The sequence below is a fragment of the Halalkalibaculum sp. DA3122 genome (assembly GCF_043951865.1).
Classification (GTDB): Bacteria; Bacteroidota; Rhodothermia; order Balneolales; family Balneolaceae; genus JAMQKA01.
Map to the genome: position 1 here is coordinate 60,431 of NZ_JBINJF010000020.1, position 25,277 is coordinate 85,707.

Sequence of the window (25,277 nt, forward strand, 5' to 3'; positions counted from 1 at the left end):
TTATGGCACATTCTCCCTCATATTTAGAAGATGCTGATTCCCAGATACCGGCGCTGCGTATGTTGCAGGCCATGGGATACAACTATCTGTCACCGGAGCAAGCCTTAGAACTGCGTGATGGACTACTTTCGAAGTTTGTGTTGGAAGAGGTCTTGGTTGACCAGTTGAGAGAACTGAATGAGATTGAATACAAGGGGGAAACCTACGATTTCCCGGATAACACCTTTGAAAGAGCAAGCCGGGACTTGCAGCAGGTTTTGGACGAGGGACTGGTCAATACCAATGAAGCGATTTACGATCTGCTGACCCTGGGCAAGAGCTATGAACAAATCATTCAGGGAGACAAAAAGAGCTTCCCATTTAAATATGTCGACTGGGAAAATCCTGAGAATAACGTCTATCATGTGACTGATGAGTTTGAAATCAAAGGCAAACATAAAACTCGTCGTATAGACATTGTATTGTTTGTTAACGGTATTCCCTTTTGTGCTATTGAATGCAAGCGAAGAGATAAAAAAGATGCTGTGAGTGATGCTATTTCACAGCATATACGCAATCAAAAGCCGGAAGAAGTGCCCGCCTTTTTCCATTATACTCAGCTGCTTGTGGCCACCAGCGTGAATGAGCTTTCCTATGCAGCCACAGGGACATCCAAACCGTTCTGGTCCATCTGGCGTGAAGAAGATGAGGAGGTAGAAAAGGTCAAGGGCCTGACCAGCAAACCAGATGATAAAGAGAATTGGAAAAACAGGCTGCAAAAGCATTACGAAACAGATCCAAAAGAAACCGAAGATCCCCGTGAGCCCACCCTACAGGACAAGAACCTGTACAATCTTTGCCGCCCAGAAAGGCTATTAGAGCTCACACGTAAGTTTACGGTATTTGACAATAACGTACGGAAGGTCGCCCGGTATCAGCAGTATTTTGGGGTCAAGCGGATGATGAGTCGTATTCGTCAAAAGGATGACGAAGGTCGGCGTGAAGGTGGGGTTATCTGGCATACCCAGGGCAGCGGTAAGTCCATCACCATGATCATGATGTCCAAGAACCTGACGCTGGCAGATGACCTGGATAATCATCGCATTATCCTGGTTACCGACCGTACGGACCTGGACGAACAGCTTACCAATACCTTTAAAAGCTGTGGGAAAGAGATTACCCGGGCCAAAACTGGCAAACATCTGGGCAAACTTGTAGAGGATCGGGGCAAGCAGAATATCTCCACGATCATCAACAAGTTTGATGCTGCATTAAACCAGAGGACGTTCAAAAACGAGTCCAAGAATATCTTTGTCTTGGTCGATGAGTCCCACCGTACCCAATACGGGCTGATGCACGCCAAGATGAAAAAAGTATTGCCCAATGCTTGCTACATCGGCTTCACCGGCACGCCACTGACTAAAAACGAGAAGAATACTGCTCGTAAGTTTGGCGGCATCATTGATTCCTACACCATGGATCAGGCGGTGGAAGATGGAGCTGTGGTACCTATAATTTATGAAGGGAGGGCAGCTATCCTCGATACCTGGAAAGAGAAACTCGACCGGGGTTTTGAAAGGGATATGGAGGGCATGACTAACGAGCAAAAGGTGGAGTATAAAAACCGTTTTTCTACCTTAAATAAACTGCTAACCGCCCAGCATGTTATTGAAGAAATAGCCAATGACATTACCCAGCATTATCAAAAACTATATCAGGGTACAAAATATAAAGCACAACTGGCGGTACCTGATCGAAGGACCGCTGTTAAATACTATCGATACTTTAAAGAGCGTGGGCAAATTAATGCCGAGTTGGTAATATCTCCACCCGATACCCGAGTCGGCAATGATGATATTTATGACGATCCGAATGACGAGGTGCAAGTCTTCTGGCAAAATATGATGGATCGTTTTCAAAATAAGGATGACTATGAGAAAAGCCTTGTTAACCTCTTCAAATCGGATGGTGAGGAGGTTGAGCTGCTAATTGTGGTGTATAAGCTGCTCACCGGCTTTGATGCCCCACGCAATACGGTATTATACATGGCGCGGTATCTCGAAGAGCACAATCTATTGCAGGCCATTGCACGGGTTAATCGTTTGTTTGAGGGTAAAGATTTTGGGTATGTCCTTGATTACAGAGGAATACTCGGCACCTTAAATGATGCATTAAATACTTATCAGGCGTTAGACAGCTTTGAGCAGGAAGACTTGCAGGGAGCTGTAACCCCTATACAAGACATTATTGATAAATTGCCCCAATTGTATAGCGAACTGTGGGGTGTGTTTAAAGAGTGTGAAAACACAGATGACAAAGAGGCCTTAGAACAATTTTTACGCCCCCAAGATCGACGAGATACCTTTTATGAGAAGTTATCTAACTTTGCGCGAACCCTGCAGGCGGCCTTTTCTGCCAATCGATTATTTGATCATATCGACGAGGAGACTATAAATAAGTACAAACAAGATCTAAAGTTTTTCGAGGATTTACGGCGGTCTGTGCGTCTTCGTTATTCCGAATCTATCGATCACCGTGAGTATGAAGACCGCGTCCAGAAATTGTTAGACTCTTACGTGGGGACCGAAGGCATCGAGCAGATCATTGAGCCGGTTAATATTTTCAGCAAAGACTTTTCTGATGAACAGCTGGATAAAGAACAGAAAACAGACGCTTCCAAAGCTGACCGGATTGCCAGCAACACCAAGAAGGTGATTACGGAGAAAATGGATGAAGATCCGGCCCTGTATCGTAAATTCTCAGATATGATACATGAGACGATTCAGAAGTTCCTGGATGAGCGCATTTCGGAGAAAGAGTACCTGGAAAAGATGAAGGAGATTAAAAAGGGTGTCCAGGAAGGAACCATGGGTAATACCCCTTCAAAACTCAGAGATAAACCACAGGCGCGTTCTTTTTATAACACAGTGAAGGATGAGTTTGACAGCTATATAACAAATGCCAAACTGAAAAATAGTAATGGAAACATACAACCCCGGAAACTCAAACAAATGTATATTGAGGCGGGGCTTGATCTGGATGAAAAGTTAGACGAATTGGCTATCGTTGACTGGACAACCAATCCAGATATCAAGGATGAGATGTTTATCGCCATTGAGGACTATATGATTGAATTTTTCCGCGAACTTGACCTAAACCGTGACTTTGATGTCATCGAACGCATTGCAGAAACCCTTATCAAACAGAAGCAATCCCGTAGTTCAAACTAATCGTCATACGATTTCGTATGGCACCAGCGAGATTGCCTTTAATCTTACCTACTCTGATCGCGAAACGTTAGAGATTGCCGTATATCCTGATCAAGCAGTATGGGTTACGGCTCCTGATGATGCATCGTTAAACGATATTGAAGAAAAGGTCCGAAAGCGAGCCCGATGGATCGTTAAACAGAAAAGATATTTTGGAAGGTTTGAACAGACCAAGGATGAATTTGAATACATTAGTGGGGAAACACACCGGTATTTAGGGCGCCAGTATCGCCTTAAAGTTATACAAATTGAGAATGGTGAGAAGGAAACTGTTAAACTAAAAGGGCAATTTCTCCGCATCAGGACCCGCAGCAAGGAGGACAACCTTCATACAAAAGAGCTCCTGGACCGGTGGTACCGGGACCATGCTACCAAAAAATTTAACGAACGCTTCGATCTGTGCCTTCAAAACCTGCAAAAATATGACATTCCAACCCCAGAGCTACAGCTTTATAAGATGGACAAGCGCTGGGGCAGTTATACCGCCTCTGGCAAAGTCTTATTAAACCCCGATCTTGTTAAACACCCTACCTACTGCATCGATTATGTGATCGTTCACGAACTTTGTCATACGAAATATCCCCATCACGACAAGAGGTTTTATCAACTGTTAAATACGGTGCTCCCCGATTGGCAGAAACGGAAGCATAAATTGGAAAGGTTTAGCTAATTTTTAAAATCCAAATCGATTTCGAAATTATCTTTTAAAAAGGGTTTTAGGGGCTTTTTTCGGGAATATATCCAGCAAAAAAGGTTTAAAATTGTCTTTAAAAATAAGTTTTTAAACTTTTTTAATCATTCCCCCCTCCCCCCCGTATACTCTTCTTTAAAAATTAAGAATGTCCACTCAGATTGATCTGGCTGGATTATTACTTTTAAAAAGATCGAAGTTTTAAACGTTTTTCTTTAAAAAATCAGGTTCTTTTAAAAGAATTAGCTTGCCAATCATTTTAACTCTTTTGGGAAAATGCTTGAGCAATAAATTCACCTGTAAATTGGGCTTTTTTACCCTTTTTCAGCTCATTTAGTCGCTTGTTTGACATGTTTTGAAGGTCGGAAAGGTCCCATTTTTGGGGTGTTCGTGTAAATGCATTAACCCCAATCAGGTATAAACCATTATCTGTGTTTTGTACGGAATGGTTCGGCATTTCAATGAAAAGCTCAACCAGTTCACCAATTATTTTTTCTTTTTTCTGGGTTCTACGATACCTCATCCGGCAACGGTCACTACAGTACTTGGCGTCACTTCGTTTATATGCAATATCTTTCCCACATTCTATACACTCATTATCTGTCATATTCGGAATTGTTAAGGTTATAAATGAAATTGGGTATTAGGAGTAGTGTGTGTAGAGAGAGTAGAGGTATTTTGTTATCAGAAAAATGTAATTGGCAATATGCTCTACTCTCTCTACAAGGTCTACAATTCTACAGGTGTTATGCCTCTCCAATGAACACAGCCGTTGGATTTATACTTCTGAAATCCACGCTGTTCAAGTTTAGGACTCATGCTACGGGTACTCATGGTGTGGACCCCATAATCTGAGCACCATTCCGCGTATCGTTTCCGTAACTGTTTATTGCTACAACTTACGTCTGCTTTTACCCTGCAGGTCTCTTCTATGAATTTATTCAACTGGTCCATTTCATTGCGATAGGAAAGGGTTTCCTGCTTAACGCTATCTGGCACCTCTAGACTCATTCCATTTTGCCGCCACTGCTGGAACCCCTGCACTGCCCAATTGAATATGCCTGGTAGCTCTTTCAATAGTTTATATTTGAGATTCTTATCAACCTGACCTTTAGGTATGGTAACATCAAATTTAATAAGCCGCATACGTCGCCAGATGCCTTCATCGGTTCCAGTTATTAATGGTTTGTGATTTCCATACACCCAAAGTTTATGAGTCGGTTCAAAATCGAAATACTCTTGCCGGAGAAAACGGGCAGAGATTGTATCCTCACCGGTTAAATTTTTTACTTTTGCCTCATCCAACCGTTTCCCCTCTTGAATCTCAGAAAGAACTGCGAGCCTATGGCCACATAGCCGTGCAATGTCATTGGGGACCCCTCCACCATAGGACCGGTTCATAATCATATTAGATTCCGCTTTGATACTATAGTCGCCTAAAAGATGCAGCAAAACTTCTACATAGGTCGTTTTGCCATTTCGGCCAGTTCCAAATAGAAAAAATAAGCATTGTTCTGTTGTAAGACCGGTAAGGGTGTACCCCATCGCCTGCTGTAAAAAACGGATCATATTCTGATCTCCTCCCATAATTTGAGATATAAACTCTTCCCATTTAGGGCAGGTTGCATCAGAGTCAAAGGAAAACGGAAGTTGCCGAGTTATTAGATGCTTGGGATTTAGTTTAAGCTTCTTAAAATTTTTAAGATCAAACGTCAGGTTATCGAGCGTAATTAGAAAGGGATTTTGATCCAGATTCTCTTTTGAAACTTTAATATTCGGAAAGGTAGTTGAGAGGCTCATCATTGCTTTAAGCCGAGCCTCATTCGCTGACTTGCGGGCATGTTTCTGTTTGTGTTTTGCTTTTTCCGGATCTTCAATTTCTTTGGCCTGCTCATAGAGAGACTCGACGAGTTTTTTGGCAATCCCCATCACATACAGGCCGGTGGAATCTCGTTTCCACTTGGTTCCATCCCAGAACAACCATTGCTCTTCATTAATATCATAGCGTATTTTGTCACCATAGGCGTTGACCAGTTCCCGTGCATTACCAAAATCGGTATTCCACAAGCCATACTTCTCTTCTGTTACCTCGGACCTTAATGGATCTTTTTTGGGTGGTTTACTAGCGCTTTTAGCAATTTGAGAAATCTCTGAATTTTCCAAAGGAGGAGTGCATCGCTTGTCATTGATATCGAGCAACTCTTTATGGATTTGCTGATATTCCATCCCTTTCTTACTGAGTGTAACACCCAGTGAGAATAGGGTATCATTCCGTTTGCCTTCTAAAATAGGTTCTACTGATGAAAGAGAAACAGCCACTTGTTTATTTACTTTGGTGTTATGTTCATTTTGCAAATGATTGAGTAACTTTTTGGGGAAAACTTTAATTTCCTCCAGTCCAACAAGCCACTCGTAAGTATGACCTGATTGGTGAAGGCTTCCGGGAGCGACGACCAGGCCGCCGTCCGATCTGATATCCAATCCCTCTCCCAGGGTACCGACGCTATTTTTCATCTTATTTTCACCAGGATACCGAAAATAGTAATGAAATCCCCCTCCCCCCGTTGATATGGTGGTGGTTTGTGTAAATACCCCAATCTCTTCTTCTAATTTATCCAATGACTGATCGCCATTATGTCTGGGATCCACATCCAACACGGCCAGATTTGACTTTTTACCGCATGCGATCCCAATATTGGCTTTCGGCCATCGGCGCCACCAGCTGCGAATTTGCTTCGGATTCCGACTGGCCTTTTCAGGCCAGCCACGAATCCAGGGATGTTTCCCTGTACTTCTACAATCATTACCACAACTGCAGCCGCCATTGCTTTTGGGAAAATGCATGGGTACAATGTAGAAGTTACTTTCAGCTAGATTGAGTGCTCTGGTTAAGTTGGAACTCATAATTTAATCCTCCTCCTAACGATAAGCCTTAATCATATTATCACTCAGAAACTGTTCTATACCATTTCTCGGATAGAGAATTTTTCGACCCTCCTGAGTAAAGGGGATCTTGCCTTCGTCCCGATAATTTTGGACTGTTCTCCTTGAGCAGCTGAGCATTTCCATTACGTCTTCGGTCGTCAGCCATTCCTTTTGGAAGGAATCCTTCATTTTAGGAATTTCCTCTTTAACAGCTTCTTTGACCGCAGAAGCAAGGTGATCGAGCAGTTCATTATCTAATTGAATTGTTATATTGTTCTTCATAGTGAACCTCATTTCTTGAGTTTGAATTTAAGTTCACTATGAAGCTAAAAGAGGAAGAGTAGAGCGCCTTCTTGCTGAGCGCAGTTTAATTCTCGATCAGCGCACCTAGTTCTTTAAAACGCTTTTTGCGATATCTTCTGGCTCGATCGGCCAATGTTTTAGCCTCAACTGGCAAATAATCGGATGGGGTGTAACCTAATTCTTGTAATTCAGATAGGATAATATCATAAGCTTCTTGCATCGTCTTGTTATCATTTTTCCTAAGGGAAAGGAATCGTAGTTTTGTGGCAGGATCTATCAAATGCCCTGCAGAGATGAGGTTTCTGATGGATTTATGGTTTAATCTAGCCAGCCTAAAATTCTCCTTTGGTCGAACACAATTAAGATATTGGTCAAATGAATAAAGATCTCCATGTAGGGTTACACATTCTATTGCAGAATCTATTCCCCAAAAACCAGCATAAAAGGCAGCTAAATCTTTAATTTCTCTTTCAACAATGTAGATAAAAACTTTTATGTATTGTTCAACATTACCGCATGGATTCTCAATTTTTGTCTCTTTTAAGTTGGAAACCTCAACTACCAGTTCGGTATATTCAATACAAAAGGCATAATCATAATCATCCTTAAGCTCTTTCCAAATATCTATTGCTGTTTGGAGAAGTTTATTCTCATTTTTGGGAAGTTTTTGACAATATCGCTCTAATTCCAGGATAAATTTATCAACGAGGAAATCAATTTTCTGAAGGAGAGAATTGCATCGTTCAAAAAGTTCGACCTTTTCCTCACGTGCCACCGTCATAAACATTATATAACCGGTTTCATTATGGAGACAATCTTCACTTTCAAAATCATCTAGCATTCTATTCCATGTTTTCTGAATTTGTTCATAGAAAAAACTCCCTTCCTTTATTGGATTTATTGAGAAATAACCATCTATCGCAGCTCTAATATCTACTTCGTTAACAAGTTGATCTGTAATCTTTTTCTTTTTCATTGCTCATCAGTTTTAAGATTAAAGTATATTAATTGAAAAGGTTTTCGACGGTAGTGTCTAAATGTTGATTATCAAGGCTCTTCAAATATTTCATTGTAGTTGTAATATTTTTGTGTCCCAGCAAATCCTTGATTTCGATGATTCTTAACCCTTTTTCTAGGCAGCGTTGGGCAAATGAATGCCTGGCAACGTGGAATGATATGTGTTGATCAATCTCAGCTAATTTTTGAAGCTTAGTTAGATATTTATTGATCAAAGCATTTTTGGAAGAAATCTGGTTGTCCAAGAACTCTTTATCAGAATAGTCTATTCTATGGTCCAGAAAGGGGAACAGGAAATGTTCGTTTTTTACTTTGCCATCAGGTTTGTATTGGGCAATGATGTCATCGGCTTGCCTGGGTAGTTTTATTGACATCCTCTTGCCCGTCTTGGACATAATGTAGATAAGTCTACCATCCTTGATATTCTCCCATCTGAGTAGGCATGCGTCTCGAATTCGTATTCCCCAGCAATAGTATGCAAAAAGAAAAATATTTTTTGTATCCAATAGTCGTGTGCCTTTTTGGGTTTCTACACTCTTTAGTGCTTTAATTTCTTCTTCTGAGAGTTTCGTTTTAACCACTGGGTTACTGGGCATTGTATAAAATCGAAATGGATACATATCCCTGGGGATGACACCTTCTTGAATAGCATTATTGAAGATTTTGCGAACCATCTTAAGGTCAGACTTGATGGTGTTGGGTTTGTTTCCACGTTCTTTCATACAATAGACTTCATATTTTCGAAGAACCTCCACATCAAATTCTTCGAATGGCAGGGTATCCTGTTTCCAGAATTCTTGGAACTTATTATACACGGTATTATAGCTTTTCCAGCGGGTATGGCTTAGGGTGACTTTAAAGTCTTCAATTACATCTTCTGCATATTCAAAGAAATCTGGTTTGTGTTGTTCTTCACTGTTATCAGGCTCTTTTCCCTCAACTTTATTCTCTGTAATCGCTTTCTTTATATCATTAATAGAAACTCCATTACCTTGTAACTTTATATCGAGTAGAATCGCCTCAGCATTCAACTTTTTACGCTTCAGAAAGTTATTCAGCTTTTTATGGATGGGATGCGACTTCCGCACCTCCTCATTACTCTCGTTCCAGTTTGATGTAGCCAAACGGATATCGGTATTGATTAATCTGGATTTTCGATTATGAATGATTCGGAGGTAAAGCGGATGCTTGTCTTTGTTTTTGCGTTTCTTGAGATAGTATGAAAGTGTTGCCATTGGCCTTGCATAGATTCGCTTTATTTGCAGTAAAGCTTACTGTATAAAATGAAAGATGCAAGGATCTGATAGGTTGGTATATTGATCTTGATTATTTTTCATAAAAGAATGGGAATCGATAAGCCAGTCAATCTAATTCAGTTCTATCTTCTTAAAATAACTTGGAAGAGCATATTTGATGCCTATTTGGAAAAAAATTTGCATTTTCAAAAATATAATTTATATTGAACAATCGATTGAGCTAATGGATTAAGTTAACGGATGGAAAAAGTATCTTTAAGTACTATAGCCGAAAAGACAGGTTTTTCAGAGTCGACGGTTTCTAGAGTCATAAATGGGAAAGCCAGGGAATTCAGAATAAGTGAAAAAACTGAAAAGAAAATTCTGAAGGCTGTAAAAAAGCTTGGTTACAAACCGAATCCTGTTGCAGTCAATTTAAGGGTTAAAAAAAGTTTTACGGTAGGATTGATCATACCAAGTTTAGATAATCCTTTTTTTGTTAATATTACAAGCATTTTGGATAAGCAATTGACAGAAAGAGGATATAATATAGTACTTACTGAAAGTTATGATGATCCAGAGGTTGAAAAAAAGATGATAGAAAATTTAAATTCCAGGAACGTGGATGGTATTGTATTGATTCCGAGCAAGGCAAAAGGAGGTAACCCTTCGTTGCTTGAGGCGATCAGCGATCATGGAGTCCCCGTATTATGTATTGACAGATATTTTAAAGATTCTAAGATTCCTTATGTTACTACTGATAACGTAAACGGGGCTTATCAAGCTATCGAATTACTGATTAAGAACGGTCACCAAAACATTGCTTGTATCCAGGGAATACAAGATTCAACACCCGCAATTGACAGGAAGAACGGATACCTTAAGGCTTTGCAGGATAATGGGTTAGAACCATATGAGGTAAGTGGTAATGATTTTAGTATTGAATGTGGATATAGAGAAATGAATCGTATTTTAGCCAGAGAAAATAAGCCGACTGCTATTTTTGCGATGAGCAGTACAATTGCTTTAGGAGTTATCAAAGCTATAGAAGAGGCAGGTTTGAGGATACCAGAAGATTTTTCACTCGTCGGATTTGATGATAATGTTTTCCTTGATTACCTGTCGACTCCATTAACTACAATCTGTCAGCCGGTTGAAGAAATTAGTAAGATTGTTTCTCAGGCTTTAATAAACCACATTGATGGTGATATAACCTTGTCAGAGTTTAAAAGTAGGGAGTTGAAACCTTCGCTAGTTCAACGAAAATCAGTAACAGGTATCTAATAAATTGTTTTCTAAATAAAACAATCGATTGAGCATTTTTTTGAAATATAGCTCAATCGATTGTTCAATCAATAATAAGCAACACAGGGATAAATTATGAAACGACTCATACTAACAATTGGGATAGTGACCTTGGTAGTACCAACCTTGATTGCACAAACTGTAACTGGAGAAGTTACAGATAGTAATTCAGGTGAAGCACTACCAGGGGTTAACATAGTTGTAGAGGGAACAACAATTGGTACTACTACAAATCCTGAGGGTGAATATAAACTAGATGTGCCCTCATTGAATGACACATTGGTTTATTCTTTTGTAGGGTATCAAACAATGGAAATGCCAATTAACGGCAGAACAACAATTAATGTAACCATGCAACTCGAAGCTGTAGCCGGTGAAGAATTGGTAGTGGTCGGTTACGGAAGTGTTGAAGAGACTGATGTAACTGGATCTGTCTCATCAGTAGATGTCGATGAATTAAATCAAGGAGTCACATCCTCTGTAGATCAGATGATGGTGGGTAAAAGCTCTGGTGTTAATGTCGTTCAAAATAGCGGGGAGCCAGGTGGTGGTTTTTCTATCAATATCAGAGGTTCCAGTTCGATCAATGCAAGCAATGGCCCACTATATGTTATTGACGGGGTACCTGTTAATAAGGAAAGAGCAATCGGGGGGAGTGGAGTAAATTTAGGTAATACTCAAACTCCTAGGAATCCACTTGCTAATTTAAATACCGAAGACATAGAATCGATTGAGATTCTTAAGGATGCCTCGGCAACCGCCATATATGGTTCAAGAGGGGCAAATGGAGTAGTCCTAATAACTACAAAAAGTGGACGCAGCGGGGATATACAAGTTAATTATCATGGAAGTATTGGAATTCAAAATTGGTCAAATAAACTTGATTTGTTAAATGCACAGCAGTATCAGAGAGAATTGAACGCAATTATTGATGCTGGTGGTGAAGACCCTTCCTTTAGAGTAGGTGATATAGCCAATAATGGTAGAGGTGTTGATTGGCAGGAAGTTATTGAAAATGATAATGCACCGGTCACGAACCAACAAATTTCTTTCTCAGGAGGATCTGAAAATACCACTTACTTTGTATCTTTTAACTTTATGGATCAGGAAGGGACTGTTAGAGAAACTAGGTTCAATCGATATTCAACAAGGGTTAATCTTGAGTCTCAAGTTTCAGATAGATTAAATCTTGGTTTGAAAGCCACTGGTACATATATCAAGGATGATTTTATACCCAACGGTGGTGCAGCAATTGAAAATTCAGGAGTTATTCGAGCAGCATTTAACTTTGATCCTACTTTCCCCATTAGGAATGATGATGGTAGTTTTGCGCTAAATGAACTTGTCAGTGTTGACAATCCAATGGCTTTATTGCAAGGTGTTAATTCAGCATCCAATACTAATCGCATATTTTCGACAGCATTTGCTGAATATGATATAAACCAAAATTTGTTCGCAAAATTAAATATTGGAGGTGATTTTACTAACGAAAGTAGAAAAACCTTCGTCGATGACCAAACACGCCTGGGACGAGAAAATAATGGTATTGGGAGTAATCAGAATTCTGAGATGAGCCATGTGTTAGTAGAAGGAACACTTAATTTTAACAAGACATTTGGAGAGCATGATATCAATGCTGTCGGAGGGATCACCTATGAAAGATTTGTAACAACATACCTATATAACAGTTCCAGTGATTTCCCTTCATTACAAGTCGGTGCAGATAATCTTGGTCTGGGTCAGACTTCAAATTTTGAATTGTCTAACTCTAAAACTGCCAACAGGCTTGCTTCTTATCTCGGCCGGGTAAATTATACACTTTCTGAAAAATATCTTCTGACTTTGTCAGCTAGATTAGATGGATCTTCCAGATTTGGTGAAAACAATAAGTTTGCTTTTTTCCCATCTGGAGCGATTGGTTGGAGATTATCAGAAGAAAGTTTTATGGAAGGTATTAGTGCTATAAACAATCTTAAAATTAGGGTCAGTTGGGGACAATCAGGTAATCAAGAAATTGGTGATTACCCATTTGCTGGAACATTTTCAGAAGGCCTAACGGCTGTTATAGGTGATGCAGGAGTGACGACTACTACTCCATCAAGGCTGCCAAATCCCGATTTAAAATGGGAAACAACAGAACAACTTAATTTCGGTTTAGATTTTGCACTTTGGGAAAATAGACTTGAAGGGGGAGTTGACTATTACAAGAAAACAACTGAGGATATGTTGGTTAATTTGCCAGTTCCAACGTCTGTTGGTTTTGATTCACGTTTATCGAACGTGGGACAAATTGAGAATACTGGTTTTGAGTTATCTCTGACTTCAAGAAATATAACTGCACAGGAATTTCAATGGACTACAAACTTAAACTTTTCAACTCTTAAAAACGAAGTTAAAAGTTTGGGCGGTGTCCCAGAAATCCAGTTAGGAGGAGTTGCATTTGCTGGACAGGCAGGTATTATAAGACCCGGTGCGCCATTAAACTCCTTTTATGGTTGGGAAGTAGAAGGCATTTGGCAAGAAGGTGATGATTTCTCAGTCACATCCGATCCCGTTAGTCCAGGTAGTATAAAGTATAGAGACCAAAATGGGGATGGAACAATTACCGGAGAAGACCGGGTCATTTTAGGTAATTCATTTCCTGATTATCAATGGTCCATTGGTAACACATTCAACTACAAAGGGTTTGGTTTATATGTGTTTCTCCAAGCTGAACAAGGGTTTGAAATATTAAATGCAAATAAAGTTGAAACGTTCTATCCTATCAATTTTAGAAGGAATAAGTTTGCTGAACCATTTTTGAACCGATGGACTCCTGAGAATCCTTCTAATAAATATCCTTCATTTGTTAATCCCCTTGCGCAGGGTAGAAAGTCAATAAATTCTTTTGTAGTTGAGGATGGATCCTATATAAAGCTAAGAACAGTAAGACTAAGTTACACACTACCAAAAATATTCCAAAGCTTACGATCTGCACAAATATATGTAGTAGGTGAAAATCTGGTTACTTTCACTGATTATGATGGAATAGATCCGGCTATAAATCCCAATGGTAATGCTAATTATCGAATAGACCGCAACGCATTCCCTACGGCAAGGACATTCATGTTGGGACTGAAAATAGGTCTGTAGAATAAAAAAATAGAAATTTAAAGAAATTAATTAAGTGAGGTAGTGAATATGAAATCGGTTGAAACAAATATTTTTCAGACAGCAATCATACTTTTATCAGTTTCTTTTCTGATACAAGGATGTGAAGACGTGTTAAATGAACCTGTCCACTCAGAACTTGCAAGTGAAAACTTACTAACGACAAAATCCGGCTTGGAATCAACCCTATTTGAGGGATATACTGAATCGGCTAACATGTCGTCTTGGGGCAGCCAGCATACGATAAAGAGGGAAGAAATGACCACAGATATCCTATGGCATACAGGCGGAGGTGAAAATCAAAATGCTGTGCTGTTGATTAATTTTACGTGGGATCCTAATTGTTGTGATGAGGCTTCATTTTATTGGGATCCCCACTGGAGTGCAATCCGAAATGCAAATATCGTGCTGGATAATTTGGATAGACCGCAAAATATTTCTGAAAGTGAGAGAGAGAAAATTGGTGCCGAGGCTCGTTTTGTCCGAGCTATTGCCTACTATGATCTTTGGAATCAGTATGGTGGCGTGCCTTTAAGAACCAGTACAGAAGATCCTCTTGAATTAGCCAGGGCTAGTGCTGAAGAGACTATAAATTTTGTAATATCTGAATTCAGCGCTGTTGAGTCTATACTGCCAGGGCCGAATGAGGCAACCCGGTATAGAGCAAATAGTGGTGCAGCACGAGCATTTCTCACAAAATTATATCTTAATACAGAACAGTGGCAGCAATCAGCTGATAAAGCGCAAGAAATTATTGATAATGGGAATTATGAGCTATATCCCGATTATAACGAAATGTTTGCGCTAGAGAACGAACAAAACAGTGAGTTTATCTGGGTACGGCCGGCAATAACGAATGATCCAGATGCCAGATGCACAATTACTGCAACTGCATTTCCCTGGGGATTCCATGAAGGCTTGGATGGTGGTATAGCCGGAGTTGTTGATCAGGGCTGGACAAACTTTGCTTCCCAATATAGACTTCGTGACTCATTTTACAATTCCTTTGCGCCTAATGATGAGCGAAATGGTCGTATCCTCACAAGATATATAAACACCGAAGGCGATACAGTTGATCTAATTGAGGATTATGATAATGCCACTAGATCAATGAAGTATCCACCGGATCCTAACGCAACAGGTGGGAATCATGGGAATGATATACCAAAAATACGATATGCCGACATCCTTTTATCCAGAGCTGAAGCTCTAAATGAAATTAATGGACCAAATCAGGAGAGTATCGATCTTATAAATCAGATACGTGAACGGGCTGGATTAGGGGATGTGCAATTATCTGATTTTGCTAATAAAGAAGAGTTGAATGATCAAATTTTAAAAGAAAGAAAGTGGGAGTTCTGGTATGAATCAAAAAGAAGAAGAGATTTAATACGACATGGAGAATTTATTGAGTCTGCACAACAACGAGGAGCTACCAATGCTCAAGAATTCCATAAAAAGTTTCCAATTCCTCAATATGCAATAGATGCAAATCCTGAACTTGAGCAAAATCCCGGTTACTAAATATTACTTTTCTTTCATGTTGGGTTCTAAAAGGACCAACATGAAATTTGGTTTTGTTTAGTTAAGCGTTTACAAATTCATTCATAAAATGCAGGATTTTATTTAGAACAAGGGTAATTCCAATTTTCAAAAAAACAAAAAAGTAAGGAAAGTTTTATGAAACTTAACAAGTTGTCAGTAGTAGGATTACTTCTTCTGATTCCATTTGAATTACTATCAATTGACGGGGAAAAACCAAATAATAACTCCCAGCAGACAGATGGCCAAAAACCCAATGTGATTATCATTATGACTGATGATCAGGGATATGGGGAGCTTTCTTACCATGGCAACCCGATTCTGGATACGCCAAACTTGGATCAACTTGCTAAACAAAGCGTTGAGCTTACCGATTTCCATGTTGCCCCGATGTGTACCCCCAGCCGAGGGCAGCTTTTGACGGGCATGGATGCTGCTCGCAATGGGGCTTTAAATGTTAGCAGCGGCCGTACCCTGATGCGTTCAGAATTACCGACTATTGCCGATTATTTTAAACATTCCGGCTACACTACTGGATTGTTTGGTAAATGGCACGTAGGGGACAATTATCCCTATCGGCCTCAAGATCGTGGGTTTGAAGAGACCATATGGTTTCCCTCTTCTCACATTAACTCTGTTCCCGACTACTGGGGTAATGATTATTTTGATCCTGTCTTGAGACATAATGGCAAAGAAGAACAATTTGATGGCTATTCTACAGATATATTTTTTGAGCAAGCTATGGCTTGGATGAAGGAAAAAGCAGAGTCCGATAAGCCATTTTTCACCTACTTACCTACAAATACTCCACATCAGCCCTTTTGGGCACCCGAGGAAGATATTGAGGTTTTAAAGGAAGCTTACAAAAATTCAAAATTTTCAAGTGCTCAAACAGGGGAATCTCCGGAATTTTTGCATACCGAGGATATGCAAAAAAATTTAATCCGATATCTAGCCATGATTCGTAATATAGATACAAATATCGGTAAACTGATGGATTTTTTGGGGGATGAAGGGTTGTCTAACAATACTATATTGATTTTTTTAAACGATAATGGTAGTACTTTTGCTCCCCAATATTACAAAGCTGGAATGAGAGGAATGAAGACACAACTCTGGGAAGGCGGGCATCGCGTTTCCTTCTTTATTCGTTGGCCAAATGGTGATCTAGGGAATGAGCGAAAAGTTAATGGATTGACTACAGTTCAAGACGTTCTACCAACACTTATTGATCTGACAGGTATCGTTCCCCATACTACTACTAAATTTGACGGTATCAGCCTCGCTCCAGCACTCCAGGGAGCAACGGAGGTTCCAGAAGAACGAATGGTGGTTATAAACTACAGTCGCATGCCGTTTGGATTCGATTATCGGTCTCCTGCAAACCCGTCTATTGTACGGCGAAACGGAGCGGCTGTCCTCTGGAAGCACTGGCGATTATTGAGAGGCACGGAGTTGTATAATCTTGAAGAGGATCCAATGCAGCAGACCAATGTTATAGATCAGTACCCAATAGTAACTCAAAAAATGAATGACCATCTCGATCAATGGTGGAAAGAAGTTAAAAATGATGTAAATGAACCGCTGGCTGTTAGCATTGGAGATGAGGCTGAAAATCCAACAAAATTGACAGCGGTAGAATGGTTGGATGTCTTTGTAGATCTACAAAGACAGGTTCGCAATGGCGTTCGTAAGAATGGATATTGGCATCTAAATGTAGAACAGGCAGGAGAGTATGAATTTGAGCTACGCAGGTGGCCACGAGAAGCAGATCTAGCATTAAGCGATCCTCTTCCTTCTGATCATGTTCGAAAAGGTGATGAATTTCTTGTGTCAGGAAAGGCTCTGCCCATCTCAGAAGCTCAAATATACATCAGTGGTGATGCTAACAAACAAGAGGGTGGATCTATCATTCTTAACGAAACAAAAGAAGTTAGTTCAGGAGAAAAGGCTGTAACATTTTCTACCAACCTAGAACCGGGTTCAATTCGTTTGCATACGTGGTTTAATAACGAAGATGGTGGTTCAATTACAGGTGCTTACTACGTATATGTAAAACGTAAATGAATTGCTTCCTCTCGGATTATTGTGTGGGCCCTTTATTCCCATCAATAATGTCAACTGAACATACTTGATTAAATCTAATGCTTAATGACATGCTAATATGAGTATTAAGTTTGCAAAAATATTCCTTATTCCCCTGCTTTTCTTAATTATACTCATTATTTGGCCTTTTAAAAGTGTTTCCCTTGATAAGAAAATCCTAAATGACAATGAGCAAAAGCCGAACGTGATTCTGGTGATGACCGATGATCAGGGATACGGGGAACTCTCCTACCACGGGAATCCGGTGTTGGCGACCCCCCAGCTGGACAAGCTGGCCGGCCAGAGCCTCCGGCTGACCGACTATCACGTGACCCCGATGTGTGCCCCGACGCGGGGACAGTTGTTGACCGGGTTGGATGCGGCGCGCAACGGAGCCATCAACGTTAGCGCCGGGCGCACTCTTTTGCGACCGGACCTGACCACGATGGCCGATATATTTTCCGGAAGCGGGTACAATACCGGCATTTTTGGGAAGTGGCACCTAGGTGATAACTATCCCTTTCGACCGGAAGATCGCGGATTTCAGCAAACCGTCTGGTTTCCCTCCTCATCGATAAGCTCAATACCGGATTTTTGGGGCAACGATTATTTTGACGATACTTACATTCAGAATGGCGAGCGAGAAAAATTCGGAGGATACAGCACGGATGTTTTCTTTGAGGAGGCGATGGACTTTATGCGTCGTTCGGTGGAAGAGGGAACCCCGTTCTTCACCTACCTCCCTACCAATACCCCGCATGGGCCTCTTATTGCAAAGGACACAGATATCGATGATATGCAAAAGGCCTTTGCCGAGTCTGCTTTTACTGATATGAATCCAGATACAAAAGACCGTTTGATACGGTATTTGGCCATGATTCGAAATATTGATGAAAATATGGGCAGGCTGATGAACTTTCTGCAGGAGCATGGGGTATCAGAGAATACGATTCTCATATTTACCACAGACAATGGCAGCACGCACGGCCCCCTGTATTACAATGCAGGCATGCGCGGGATGAAAACCCAGCTCTGGGAAGGGGGGCATCGAGTTCCGTTCTTCATACGTTGGCCCAATGGGGCGCTAGGAGAACCAAGAGATATCGGTGGGCTGACCACCGTCCAAGATGTTCTCCCCACGCTTATTGATCTCACTGGGATAGTGCCCACCAGCCCGCCTAAGTTCGATGGGGTTAGTTTGGCCCCGGTCCTTCGCGGTAGAACCGCTGTCCCTGAGGATCGCATGGTGGTAATCAATTATAGCCGAATGCCTATAGGATTTAATTATCCTTCTCCGAAGGGCCAAACGATCTTGGAACCCGAGGGGGCAGCAGTACTGTGGAAAAAATGGCGGTTGCTGAAAGATCGGGCCCTGTACAACCTTGAGGCCGATCCCAAACAACAAACCAATGTGATCGGCCAGTATCCCGACGTGGCCGAAAAAATGCGAACCCATCTATCCAAGTGGTGGGATGATGTCGAATCCAAAGCTAACCAACCGCAACGTGTGGTCATTGGCAGCGACAAGGCAAATCCTGCGATGCTGACCGGTTGCGAATGGCTGGATGTGTTTATCGATCAGCAAACCCAGGTGATGAATGGTACCCGCAAATTTGGATATTGGCTGCTGAAGGTGGCAGAAGCGGGGGAATATGAATTCGAACTGCGCCGCTGGCCGGAAGAAAGTAACATTCCCTTACAGGATAAACCTCGCAGGGAACTTGCAAGTATCAACCCCCGACATAATCTCGCTATTGCAACAACCCTGCCGATAGCAAGCGCCCATATCTATATTAACAATGTAGCTGTTCCCCATAAGCCACTAGATGAAATAGAAGCATATCCGTTTTTAGGTGAGCGGAAGCAGGTGGAGGCTGGTGACAGGTCGGTCACGTTTACGGTCAAGCTGGAAGAGGGACCAATCGCCCTGCACAGCTGGTTCAACGACGAGGACGGCAATCCGATTACAACTCCGTACTACGTATATGTGAAGCGTAAATAACGAATTACCAAAGTTAGCTTTACCAGAGGCTGGCTTAATTGAGATCTTTACATATTAATACTTTAAATCTATTGATAATTATAGTTACTGAACAGAATGAGTGAAAAAATATTAATCGTAGGAAGCGCAAACATCGATATGGTTGTAAGGTCTGAACGTTTTCCGGAAGCTGGGGAGACAATACTTGGCGGGGAATTTCAAATGCATAAAGGTGGAAAAGGTGCTAATCAGGCTGTAGCTGCAGCCAAATTAGGTGGTAATGTTAGTTTTATATGCAAACTTGGAAATGATGAATTTGGTGATCTTTGTACTGAACAATATAAAGATGTAGGCATAAATGTTGATAACATCCTTTTTGATGAAGATAGACCTACAGGTGTAGCGATGATTTCTGTAAATATGACTGGTGAAAATAAAATTGTTGTTGCACCCGGAGCTAATCATGGGATTACCAGAAATGAAATAAAAAACCTAAAGGATGTAATTGTCAGTTTTGATTTGCTTGTTTTGCAACTTGAGATTCCTATAGAAATAGTGGGTCTCATTCTTGAAATAGCCAGAGAGGGTAAAACAAAAGTTATCCTAAATCCAGCACCGGCACTGGAATTACCAAATTATTTTTTTAAAGATTTATTTTTGGTCACTCCTAATCAGAATGAGGCTGAAAAATTGACGGGTATTCACATAGCGGATAGTGAATCATTAAGAAGTTCAGCCAAAAGCTTACAAGAGCTTGGGGTTAAAAATGTTGTGATTACGCTAGGTTCTGATGGGGTATTTATGAAAACTGAGGAATCTGAAGGTATTATACCTGCTCAAGAAGTTATAGTTGAGGACACAACTGCTGCGGGGGATGTGTTTAATGGAGCATTATCAACTGCAATAATTCAAGGACAATCTTTGAGAAATGCTATTAAATTTGCCAATATGGCAGCTGCTTTATCTGTTTCTAGAAATGGGGCTCAGAGCTCGATACCAACGATAGATGAACTACAGGGATTTATCAGTGATAAATCGTGATCAACATTAAATATAAAAACTAATAACATGTTTATAATAGATAGTTATGCAGTTGCAGTTATATTTTGCTTCATTACGATGCTATGTTGGGGGTCTTGGGGAAACACTGAAAAGCTAGCTATAAAGTCTTGGCCCTACCAACTCTATTACTGGGATTATACGATCGGTGTTCTTCTATTTTCATTAATATTTGGACTAACTCTGGGGACAATTGGGAGTGAAGGTCGCAGCTTTTTTGCAGATTTGGCTCAAGCCGATTGGTCAGCTTTAGGCTCAGCATTTCTGGGAGGGGTAGTATTTAACCTTGCTAATATTCTTTTGGTAGTCGCAATTGATCTAGCAGGAATGGCCGTAGCATTCCCAGTAGGCATAGGTTTAGCTTTGGTTATTGGTGTTTTTATCAACTACTTGGCATCTCCCGTAGGAGATCCTTTAGTTCTCTTTCTTGGGGTTGGATTTGTTACAGTAGCAATAATATTAGATGCACTAGCTTATAATAGAGTAGAAAAGACCCATAGCTCAGCTAAAGGAATAATTATTTCCATTTTGTGTGGAGTTTTGATGGGGCTGTTTTATCGATTTGTGGCTGCTGGTGTATCCTTAAATTATACGAATCCTGAACCGGGTCTCATGACTCCTTATGGAGCCGTTTTTATCTTTTCGTTAGGTGTCTTTGTTTCCAATTTTCTCTGGAATACCTATTTCATGTACCGTCCAGTCTCTGGAGAAGCCGTGTCCTACAAACAGTATTTTACTGAAGGTACTAGCCGATTACATGTGGTCGGGATATTGGGAGGAGTAATTTGGTGTCTGGGAATGGGTTTTAACTTGTTAGCACCTGAAAAAGCTGGCTTCGCAATATCATATGGTCTTGGTCAGGGAGCAACGATGGTAGCTGCAGCATGGGGAGTATTTATTTGGGATGAATTTGAAGATGCACCTGAAGGAACTAATAAATTGATTTGGTCAATGTTTTTGTTTTTCATCGTTGGTTTAGGTCTTATCATAATAAGTAGAACTGCATAATATTAACTGAATTAATTATCGATATGAGTTAGGGAAAGAAAAGTATTCTATAAAAAGGGAACTTTATGAAGAAGTTATCTAAATACTTTCTTATATGGTTAATGAGTATCACTTTATATCCTCTACAAATCAAAAGTCAAGATAAACCCGTTTCAGTAATCTATGATACCGATATGGGGCCTATGACAGATGATGTAGGAGCGCTGGCTATACTTCATGCCATGGCTGACAACGAAGAAGCTAAATTGCTAGCTACTGTTGCCAGTAATACACATCCCACCATTGCCCAACTATTGGATGTCTTTAATACCTATTATGGGCGTCCCAATATTCCCATCGGAGTACCCAAAGGACTAGCTTTAGAAATAAAAGATGCCCCGGAGGTCTGTTGTTTTGGAGGATGGACTAATAAAATTGTTGGCAATTACCCTGCAGACATCAGATCAAATAAGGTAGTGCCAAGTTCTGTAGAAATATATAGGAAGATCCTTAGCAATCAACCAGATCATAGTGTAACGATAGTTACCGTAGGGTTTTTAACTAACTTATCTAATCTTTTGGTATCTCGTCCGGATAGATACTCTAAACTCAATGGCAAAGAGCTTGTTAAAAAGAAAGTACAAAACCTTGTTAGCATGGCGGGTACATTTACGGGTCCTGTAAATGATCCCCAAGGTCCCAATAAAGAATACAATCTGTATATGGATGCAAAAGCATCAAAGCATGTTTTTGAAAATTGGCCTACTGAAATCATTTTTAGTGGCTTTGCACTTGGAGTAAAAGTGAGAACAGGTGGACAATTATTGCAAAATGATGAAATAGAGGATAGTCCAGTCAAAGATGTTATGCGAATGGTATCTTCTGGGAAAAGTGGAGCTAGTTTTGATCAAACAGCTGTATTAGTAGCAGTGCATGGTGCAGAAACATATTTTGATCTTGTACCTGGGAAAATAACTGTTAGCTGGAATGGCTCCAATGGCTGGGATTCTTCTCAAACTGGACATTTTTATCTAAAAGAAAAAAAAGAAGGCCTTGATCACGTAGAGAATGTAATCGATAATTTAATGCAGCAACAGCCAACTAGATAAGCAGAAGGATGATTAAAAATAAGTAGTAAGGTGTAAATCATAGCATTCTACGAAATCAGGAATGTTAGGGGTTTTTAAATCTTAATCTAATAATCATGGCTGAAATTTCTGCAAAAAAGCATTACGAAAATTTGCTTGCTGAGCACTATTCTTGGATGTTTGGGGATTTTAACAAACAAGTCAAGAAAAACCAGAACTGGTTTAAGGAGCATGATGTGTACCCAAAGACCAACCAAAAGGCTATAGACTTAGGCTGTGGTTCAGGCTTCCAGTCTTTTGCACTTTCGTCAATTGGATTTAACGTTACGGGGATTGATTTTAATGAATATTTGCTTGATGAATTAAAAAGTCATGATGAAAATGAAACCATTGAAGTTATTCAAAGTGATATACTCAAGCCAGAAAACTATTCCCACATGGCGCCTTTTGAACTTGCCGTTTGTATGGGAGATACGCTCACTCATCTTTCGTCAGAAGAATCTGTGAATAATTTTTTTCACATAGCCTATAATCTACTTGAATCTAATGGAAAACTAATCATTGGCTTCCGTGATTATTCCGTTGAACTTACGGGTGTTGATCGGTTTGTCCCAGTTCAAAACGACCAAAATAAAATAATGACCGTATTTCTGGAATATGAATCTGATTACTTACTTGTCCATGATTTGGTTTATGAACGCAATGGAGACAGTTGGGAATTTGAGAAAAGTGTTTATAAAAAAGTTCGATTATCGGTAGATAGAGTCAAGTATCTTCTTGAGAAGACAAATTTTATTATAGACAACTTACAGTCTAATCAAGGAATGGTTCAAATAATAGCTGCAAAATAATAACAGCAATAAACTTAATCGGCGCATAAAAGTGGATGTAGCATGTACGTGGTGTACAGCTCCTGCTTTGTTTCAAATTCTATCTTTTTGAAAAAAAACTATAATTACGGCGCAAGTTATGTTGCAAGCAATATTAAAATGATTTGCAACATGCTATGCTTCACTAGACTCCCAGTAAATAAAGTTGATGCAGGATAAGCCCATCGGAGATAAAACAGTTAAAAAGAGATGTTACAAAACAATCAATTAGATATGACTGGCTTAAAAAAGACTTATTTGGTAAGCAATTCTAAAATAGTGGTATTGGTAGTTTTCTTTTTATGTTTTGGGACTAAGATGGTAAAGGCCCAACCTGAAAACCAACCTAATATAGTCTTTGTATTGATTGATGACCAGCGTTATGATTTTTTAAGTTTTTTGGATCATCCATGGATAGAGACGCCCAATATTGACAGATTGGCAAAAAACGGTATGTATTTTGAAAATGCATATGTGACTACCTCTTTATGCTCCCCAAGTAGGGCATCTATTTTAACCGGCCAGTATGCGCACTCGCATCAGGTCATGGATAACAATACACCTCTTCCGTCTCATATTCCTACGTTTCCAGTTAAACTGCAAAAGCAAGGATATCATACCGGTTTTATTGGGAAGTGGCACATGGGAGGAGACAATGATATGCCACGTCCGGGATTTGACCGTTGGGTCTCCTTCAGAGGACAGGGGGCCTATAACGATCCAACATTTAATATAGATGGTCAACGGAGTGATCACACGGGCTATACCACCGATCTGCTTACTGACTATGCAGTTGATTTTATTGAAGAAAATGCCCGGGGAGAAACCCCATACTTTTTATATTTGTCCCATAAAGCTATCCATGAAGATTTTACCCCGGCGCCACGTCATCAGGGCCATTATGAGGATCTGAATATTCCCAAGCCAGAGACTTTTGCCAACACCGAGGTAAATTATGAGGGCAAACCTCTTTGGGTAAAGCGGCAACGTAACAGTTGGCATGGAGCTGAAAGAGATTTTGCCGCTGCAGGATATGGGAGTTATAATCGTTTTTTTCAATTATACAGCGAAGCTATGTTGTCGGTCGATGAGAGTGTGGGCAAAATAACAGAGACCTTGCGTGATCTTGGTCATCTGGAGGAAACCGTAATTATTTACTACAGCGATAACGGATACATGATGGGGGAACACGGTTTGATCGATAAACGCGTGATGTATGAGGAGTCGATTCGGGTGCCGGCTTTTGTCCACTGGCCAGAACAGATTCGGACCCCCGTGAAACGGGAAGAATTTATTCTGAATATTGACATTGGGCCAACGATTTTAGAACTGGCAGGAAGCACTGTGCCTTCCACGATGCAGGGGATGTCTTTCGCCCGCATGCTTAAGGGGCAACCGATTAATTGGCGGACCGATTTTTTGTATGAATATTTTATTGATCCGAAAGCAGTACAAACGCCAACGACGTGGGGACTACGGACACAGAACTATAGTTATATGACCTATGAAGGGATTTGGTCCAAGTATGAGTTATACGACATGCGAAAAGATCCTAAGCAAACCAATAATCTGCTAGGTAACATTAAATATGGTCATGTTTACGGTTCATTTTTGGACAAGGTTGAAAGACAAGATCCTAAAATATGGAAAACTGTGAAAAGGCTTGACCAACGACTTAATGATCTGATAAATGAAAAAGAAGGCAAACGTACACCGAATTGGGAAAAAGAGTAGAAACATAAAAGCTAAGAAAATTGATTTCTAAATAGATAGATGTTTCTGTTTTAATCCT

The 25,277-nt window shown here is 40.3% G+C and carries 17 protein-coding genes; 12 read left to right on the plus strand and 5 right to left on the minus strand.

Annotation, left to right across the window (positions count from 1 at the left end):
* The first annotated feature begins 2 nt into the window (after positions 1-2).
* Positions 3-3,209 carry a type I restriction endonuclease subunit R gene (locus ACG2F4_RS13380; RefSeq protein WP_395261382.1) on the plus strand — a complete coding sequence of 1,069 codons (3,207 nt, stop codon included), beginning with the start codon at positions 3-5 and terminating at the stop codon, positions 3,207-3,209.
* On the plus strand, positions 3,148-3,918 hold the full coding sequence (locus tag ACG2F4_RS13385) for a M48 family metallopeptidase (RefSeq protein ID WP_395261383.1): 771 nt from the start codon (positions 3,148-3,150) through the stop codon (positions 3,916-3,918). The genes ACG2F4_RS13380 and ACG2F4_RS13385 overlap by 62 nt, the downstream gene beginning before the upstream one ends.
* Before the next feature lie 280 nt (positions 3,919-4,198).
* Here ACG2F4_RS13385 and ACG2F4_RS13390 read toward each other — a convergent pair whose 3' ends face one another.
* The 5 genes from ACG2F4_RS13390 to ACG2F4_RS13410 all read right to left on the minus strand — a co-directional run bounded on the left by ACG2F4_RS13390 (position 4,199) and on the right by ACG2F4_RS13410 (position 9,419).
* Positions 4,199-4,546 (minus strand): DUF2116 family Zn-ribbon domain-containing protein, encoded by a 348-nt coding sequence (locus ACG2F4_RS13390; RefSeq protein ID WP_395261384.1) that lies wholly within the window; start codon positions 4,544-4,546, stop codon positions 4,199-4,201.
* 122 nt (positions 4,547-4,668) lie between these two features.
* Entirely contained in the window at positions 4,669-6,843 is a 2,175-nt protein-coding gene (locus ACG2F4_RS13395; RefSeq protein WP_395261385.1) for a phage/plasmid primase, P4 family, read from the minus strand.
* Positions 6,844-6,858: 15 nt separating this feature from the next.
* Positions 6,859-7,146 (minus strand): helix-turn-helix domain-containing protein, encoded by a 288-nt coding sequence (locus ACG2F4_RS13400; RefSeq protein ID WP_395261386.1) that lies wholly within the window; start codon positions 7,144-7,146, stop codon positions 6,859-6,861.
* Between the two features lie 85 nt (positions 7,147-7,231).
* Complete coding sequence (locus ACG2F4_RS13405; RefSeq protein ID WP_395261387.1) at positions 7,232-8,143, minus strand: hypothetical protein; 912 nt, start codon at positions 8,141-8,143, stop codon at positions 7,232-7,234.
* Between the two features lie 28 nt (positions 8,144-8,171).
* Positions 8,172-9,419 carry a tyrosine-type recombinase/integrase gene (locus ACG2F4_RS13410; protein WP_395261388.1) on the minus strand — a complete coding sequence of 416 codons (1,248 nt, stop codon included), beginning with the start codon at positions 9,417-9,419 and terminating at the stop codon, positions 8,172-8,174.
* Between the two features lie 261 nt (positions 9,420-9,680).
* Between ACG2F4_RS13410 and ACG2F4_RS13415 the strand changes: the two genes are divergently transcribed.
* From ACG2F4_RS13415 to ACG2F4_RS13460, 10 genes are all read left to right on the plus strand, one after another.
* Positions 9,681-10,703: a LacI family DNA-binding transcriptional regulator gene (locus ACG2F4_RS13415; RefSeq protein ID WP_395261389.1), complete on the plus strand. Its 1,023-nt coding sequence runs from the start codon at positions 9,681-9,683 to the stop codon at positions 10,701-10,703.
* A gap of 96 nt (positions 10,704-10,799) precedes the next feature.
* Positions 10,800-13,856, plus strand: a complete 3,057-nt coding sequence (locus ACG2F4_RS13420) for a SusC/RagA family TonB-linked outer membrane protein (protein ID WP_395261390.1) — start codon at positions 10,800-10,802, stop codon at positions 13,854-13,856.
* Between the two features lie 48 nt (positions 13,857-13,904).
* Positions 13,905-15,398, plus strand: a complete 1,494-nt coding sequence (locus ACG2F4_RS13425) for a RagB/SusD family nutrient uptake outer membrane protein (protein ID WP_395261391.1) — start codon at positions 13,905-13,907, stop codon at positions 15,396-15,398.
* A 156-nt stretch (positions 15,399-15,554) separates the two neighbouring features.
* A complete protein-coding gene (locus ACG2F4_RS13430; RefSeq protein ID WP_395261392.1) occupies positions 15,555-17,483 on the plus strand; it encodes an arylsulfatase in 1,929 nt (642 codons plus the stop codon).
* Positions 17,484-17,580: 97 nt separating this feature from the next.
* Positions 17,581-19,503: an arylsulfatase gene (locus ACG2F4_RS13435; protein WP_395261393.1), complete on the plus strand. Its 1,923-nt coding sequence runs from the start codon at positions 17,581-17,583 to the stop codon at positions 19,501-19,503.
* Positions 19,504-19,599: 96 nt separating this feature from the next.
* Positions 19,600-20,523 (plus strand): ribokinase, encoded by a 924-nt coding sequence (gene rbsK, locus ACG2F4_RS13440; RefSeq protein WP_395261394.1) that lies wholly within the window; start codon positions 19,600-19,602, stop codon positions 20,521-20,523.
* A 27-nt stretch (positions 20,524-20,550) separates the two neighbouring features.
* On the plus strand, positions 20,551-21,549 hold the full coding sequence (locus ACG2F4_RS13445) for a multidrug DMT transporter permease (protein WP_395261395.1): 999 nt from the start codon (positions 20,551-20,553) through the stop codon (positions 21,547-21,549).
* A gap of 65 nt (positions 21,550-21,614) precedes the next feature.
* Positions 21,615-22,637 carry a nucleoside hydrolase gene (locus ACG2F4_RS13450; protein WP_395261396.1) on the plus strand — a complete coding sequence of 341 codons (1,023 nt, stop codon included), beginning with the start codon at positions 21,615-21,617 and terminating at the stop codon, positions 22,635-22,637.
* A 95-nt stretch (positions 22,638-22,732) separates the two neighbouring features.
* Complete coding sequence (locus ACG2F4_RS13455; protein WP_395261397.1) at positions 22,733-23,467, plus strand: class I SAM-dependent methyltransferase; 735 nt, start codon at positions 22,733-22,735, stop codon at positions 23,465-23,467.
* A gap of 228 nt (positions 23,468-23,695) precedes the next feature.
* Positions 23,696-25,219 (plus strand): sulfatase, encoded by a 1,524-nt coding sequence (locus ACG2F4_RS13460; RefSeq protein WP_395261398.1) that lies wholly within the window; start codon positions 23,696-23,698, stop codon positions 25,217-25,219.
* Positions 25,220-25,277: the final 58 nt, after the last annotated feature.

Excerpts from the sequence above, each read along its gene's own strand:
- ACG2F4_RS13445 (WP_395261395.1), top strand. The coding sequence starts at position 20,551 with ATGTTTATAATAGATAGTTATGCAGTTGCAGTTATATTTTGCTTCATT.
- ACG2F4_RS13410 (WP_395261388.1), bottom strand. The coding sequence starts at position 9,419 with ATGGCAACACTTTCATACTATCTCAAGAAACGCAAAAACAAAGACAAG.
- ACG2F4_RS13385 (WP_395261383.1), top strand. The coding sequence starts at position 3,148 with ATGTCATCGAACGCATTGCAGAAACCCTTATCAAACAGAAGCAATCCC.
- ACG2F4_RS13460 (WP_395261398.1), top strand. The coding sequence starts at position 23,696 with ATGTTACAAAACAATCAATTAGATATGACTGGCTTAAAAAAGACTTAT.
- ACG2F4_RS13420 (WP_395261390.1), top strand. The coding sequence starts at position 10,800 with ATGAAACGACTCATACTAACAATTGGGATAGTGACCTTGGTAGTACCA.
- ACG2F4_RS13430 (WP_395261392.1), top strand. The coding sequence starts at position 15,555 with ATGAAACTTAACAAGTTGTCAGTAGTAGGATTACTTCTTCTGATTCCA.
- ACG2F4_RS13380 (WP_395261382.1), top strand. The coding sequence starts at position 3 with ATGGCACATTCTCCCTCATATTTAGAAGATGCTGATTCCCAGATACCG.
- ACG2F4_RS13415 (WP_395261389.1), top strand. The coding sequence starts at position 9,681 with ATGGAAAAAGTATCTTTAAGTACTATAGCCGAAAAGACAGGTTTTTCA.
- ACG2F4_RS13450 (WP_395261396.1), top strand. The coding sequence starts at position 21,615 with ATGAAGAAGTTATCTAAATACTTTCTTATATGGTTAATGAGTATCACT.
- ACG2F4_RS13455 (WP_395261397.1), top strand. The coding sequence starts at position 22,733 with ATGGCTGAAATTTCTGCAAAAAAGCATTACGAAAATTTGCTTGCTGAG.
- ACG2F4_RS13400 (WP_395261386.1), bottom strand. The coding sequence starts at position 7,146 with ATGAAGAACAATATAACAATTCAATTAGATAATGAACTGCTCGATCAC.
- rbsK (WP_395261394.1), top strand. The coding sequence starts at position 19,600 with ATGAGTGAAAAAATATTAATCGTAGGAAGCGCAAACATCGATATGGTT.
- ACG2F4_RS13390 (WP_395261384.1), bottom strand. The coding sequence starts at position 4,546 with ATGACAGATAATGAGTGTATAGAATGTGGGAAAGATATTGCATATAAA.
- ACG2F4_RS13395 (WP_395261385.1), bottom strand. The coding sequence starts at position 6,843 with ATGAGTTCCAACTTAACCAGAGCACTCAATCTAGCTGAAAGTAACTTC.
- ACG2F4_RS13425 (WP_395261391.1), top strand. The coding sequence starts at position 13,905 with ATGAAATCGGTTGAAACAAATATTTTTCAGACAGCAATCATACTTTTA.
- ACG2F4_RS13435 (WP_395261393.1), top strand. The coding sequence starts at position 17,581 with ATGAGTATTAAGTTTGCAAAAATATTCCTTATTCCCCTGCTTTTCTTA.
- ACG2F4_RS13405 (WP_395261387.1), bottom strand. The coding sequence starts at position 8,143 with ATGAAAAAGAAAAAGATTACAGATCAACTTGTTAACGAAGTAGATATT.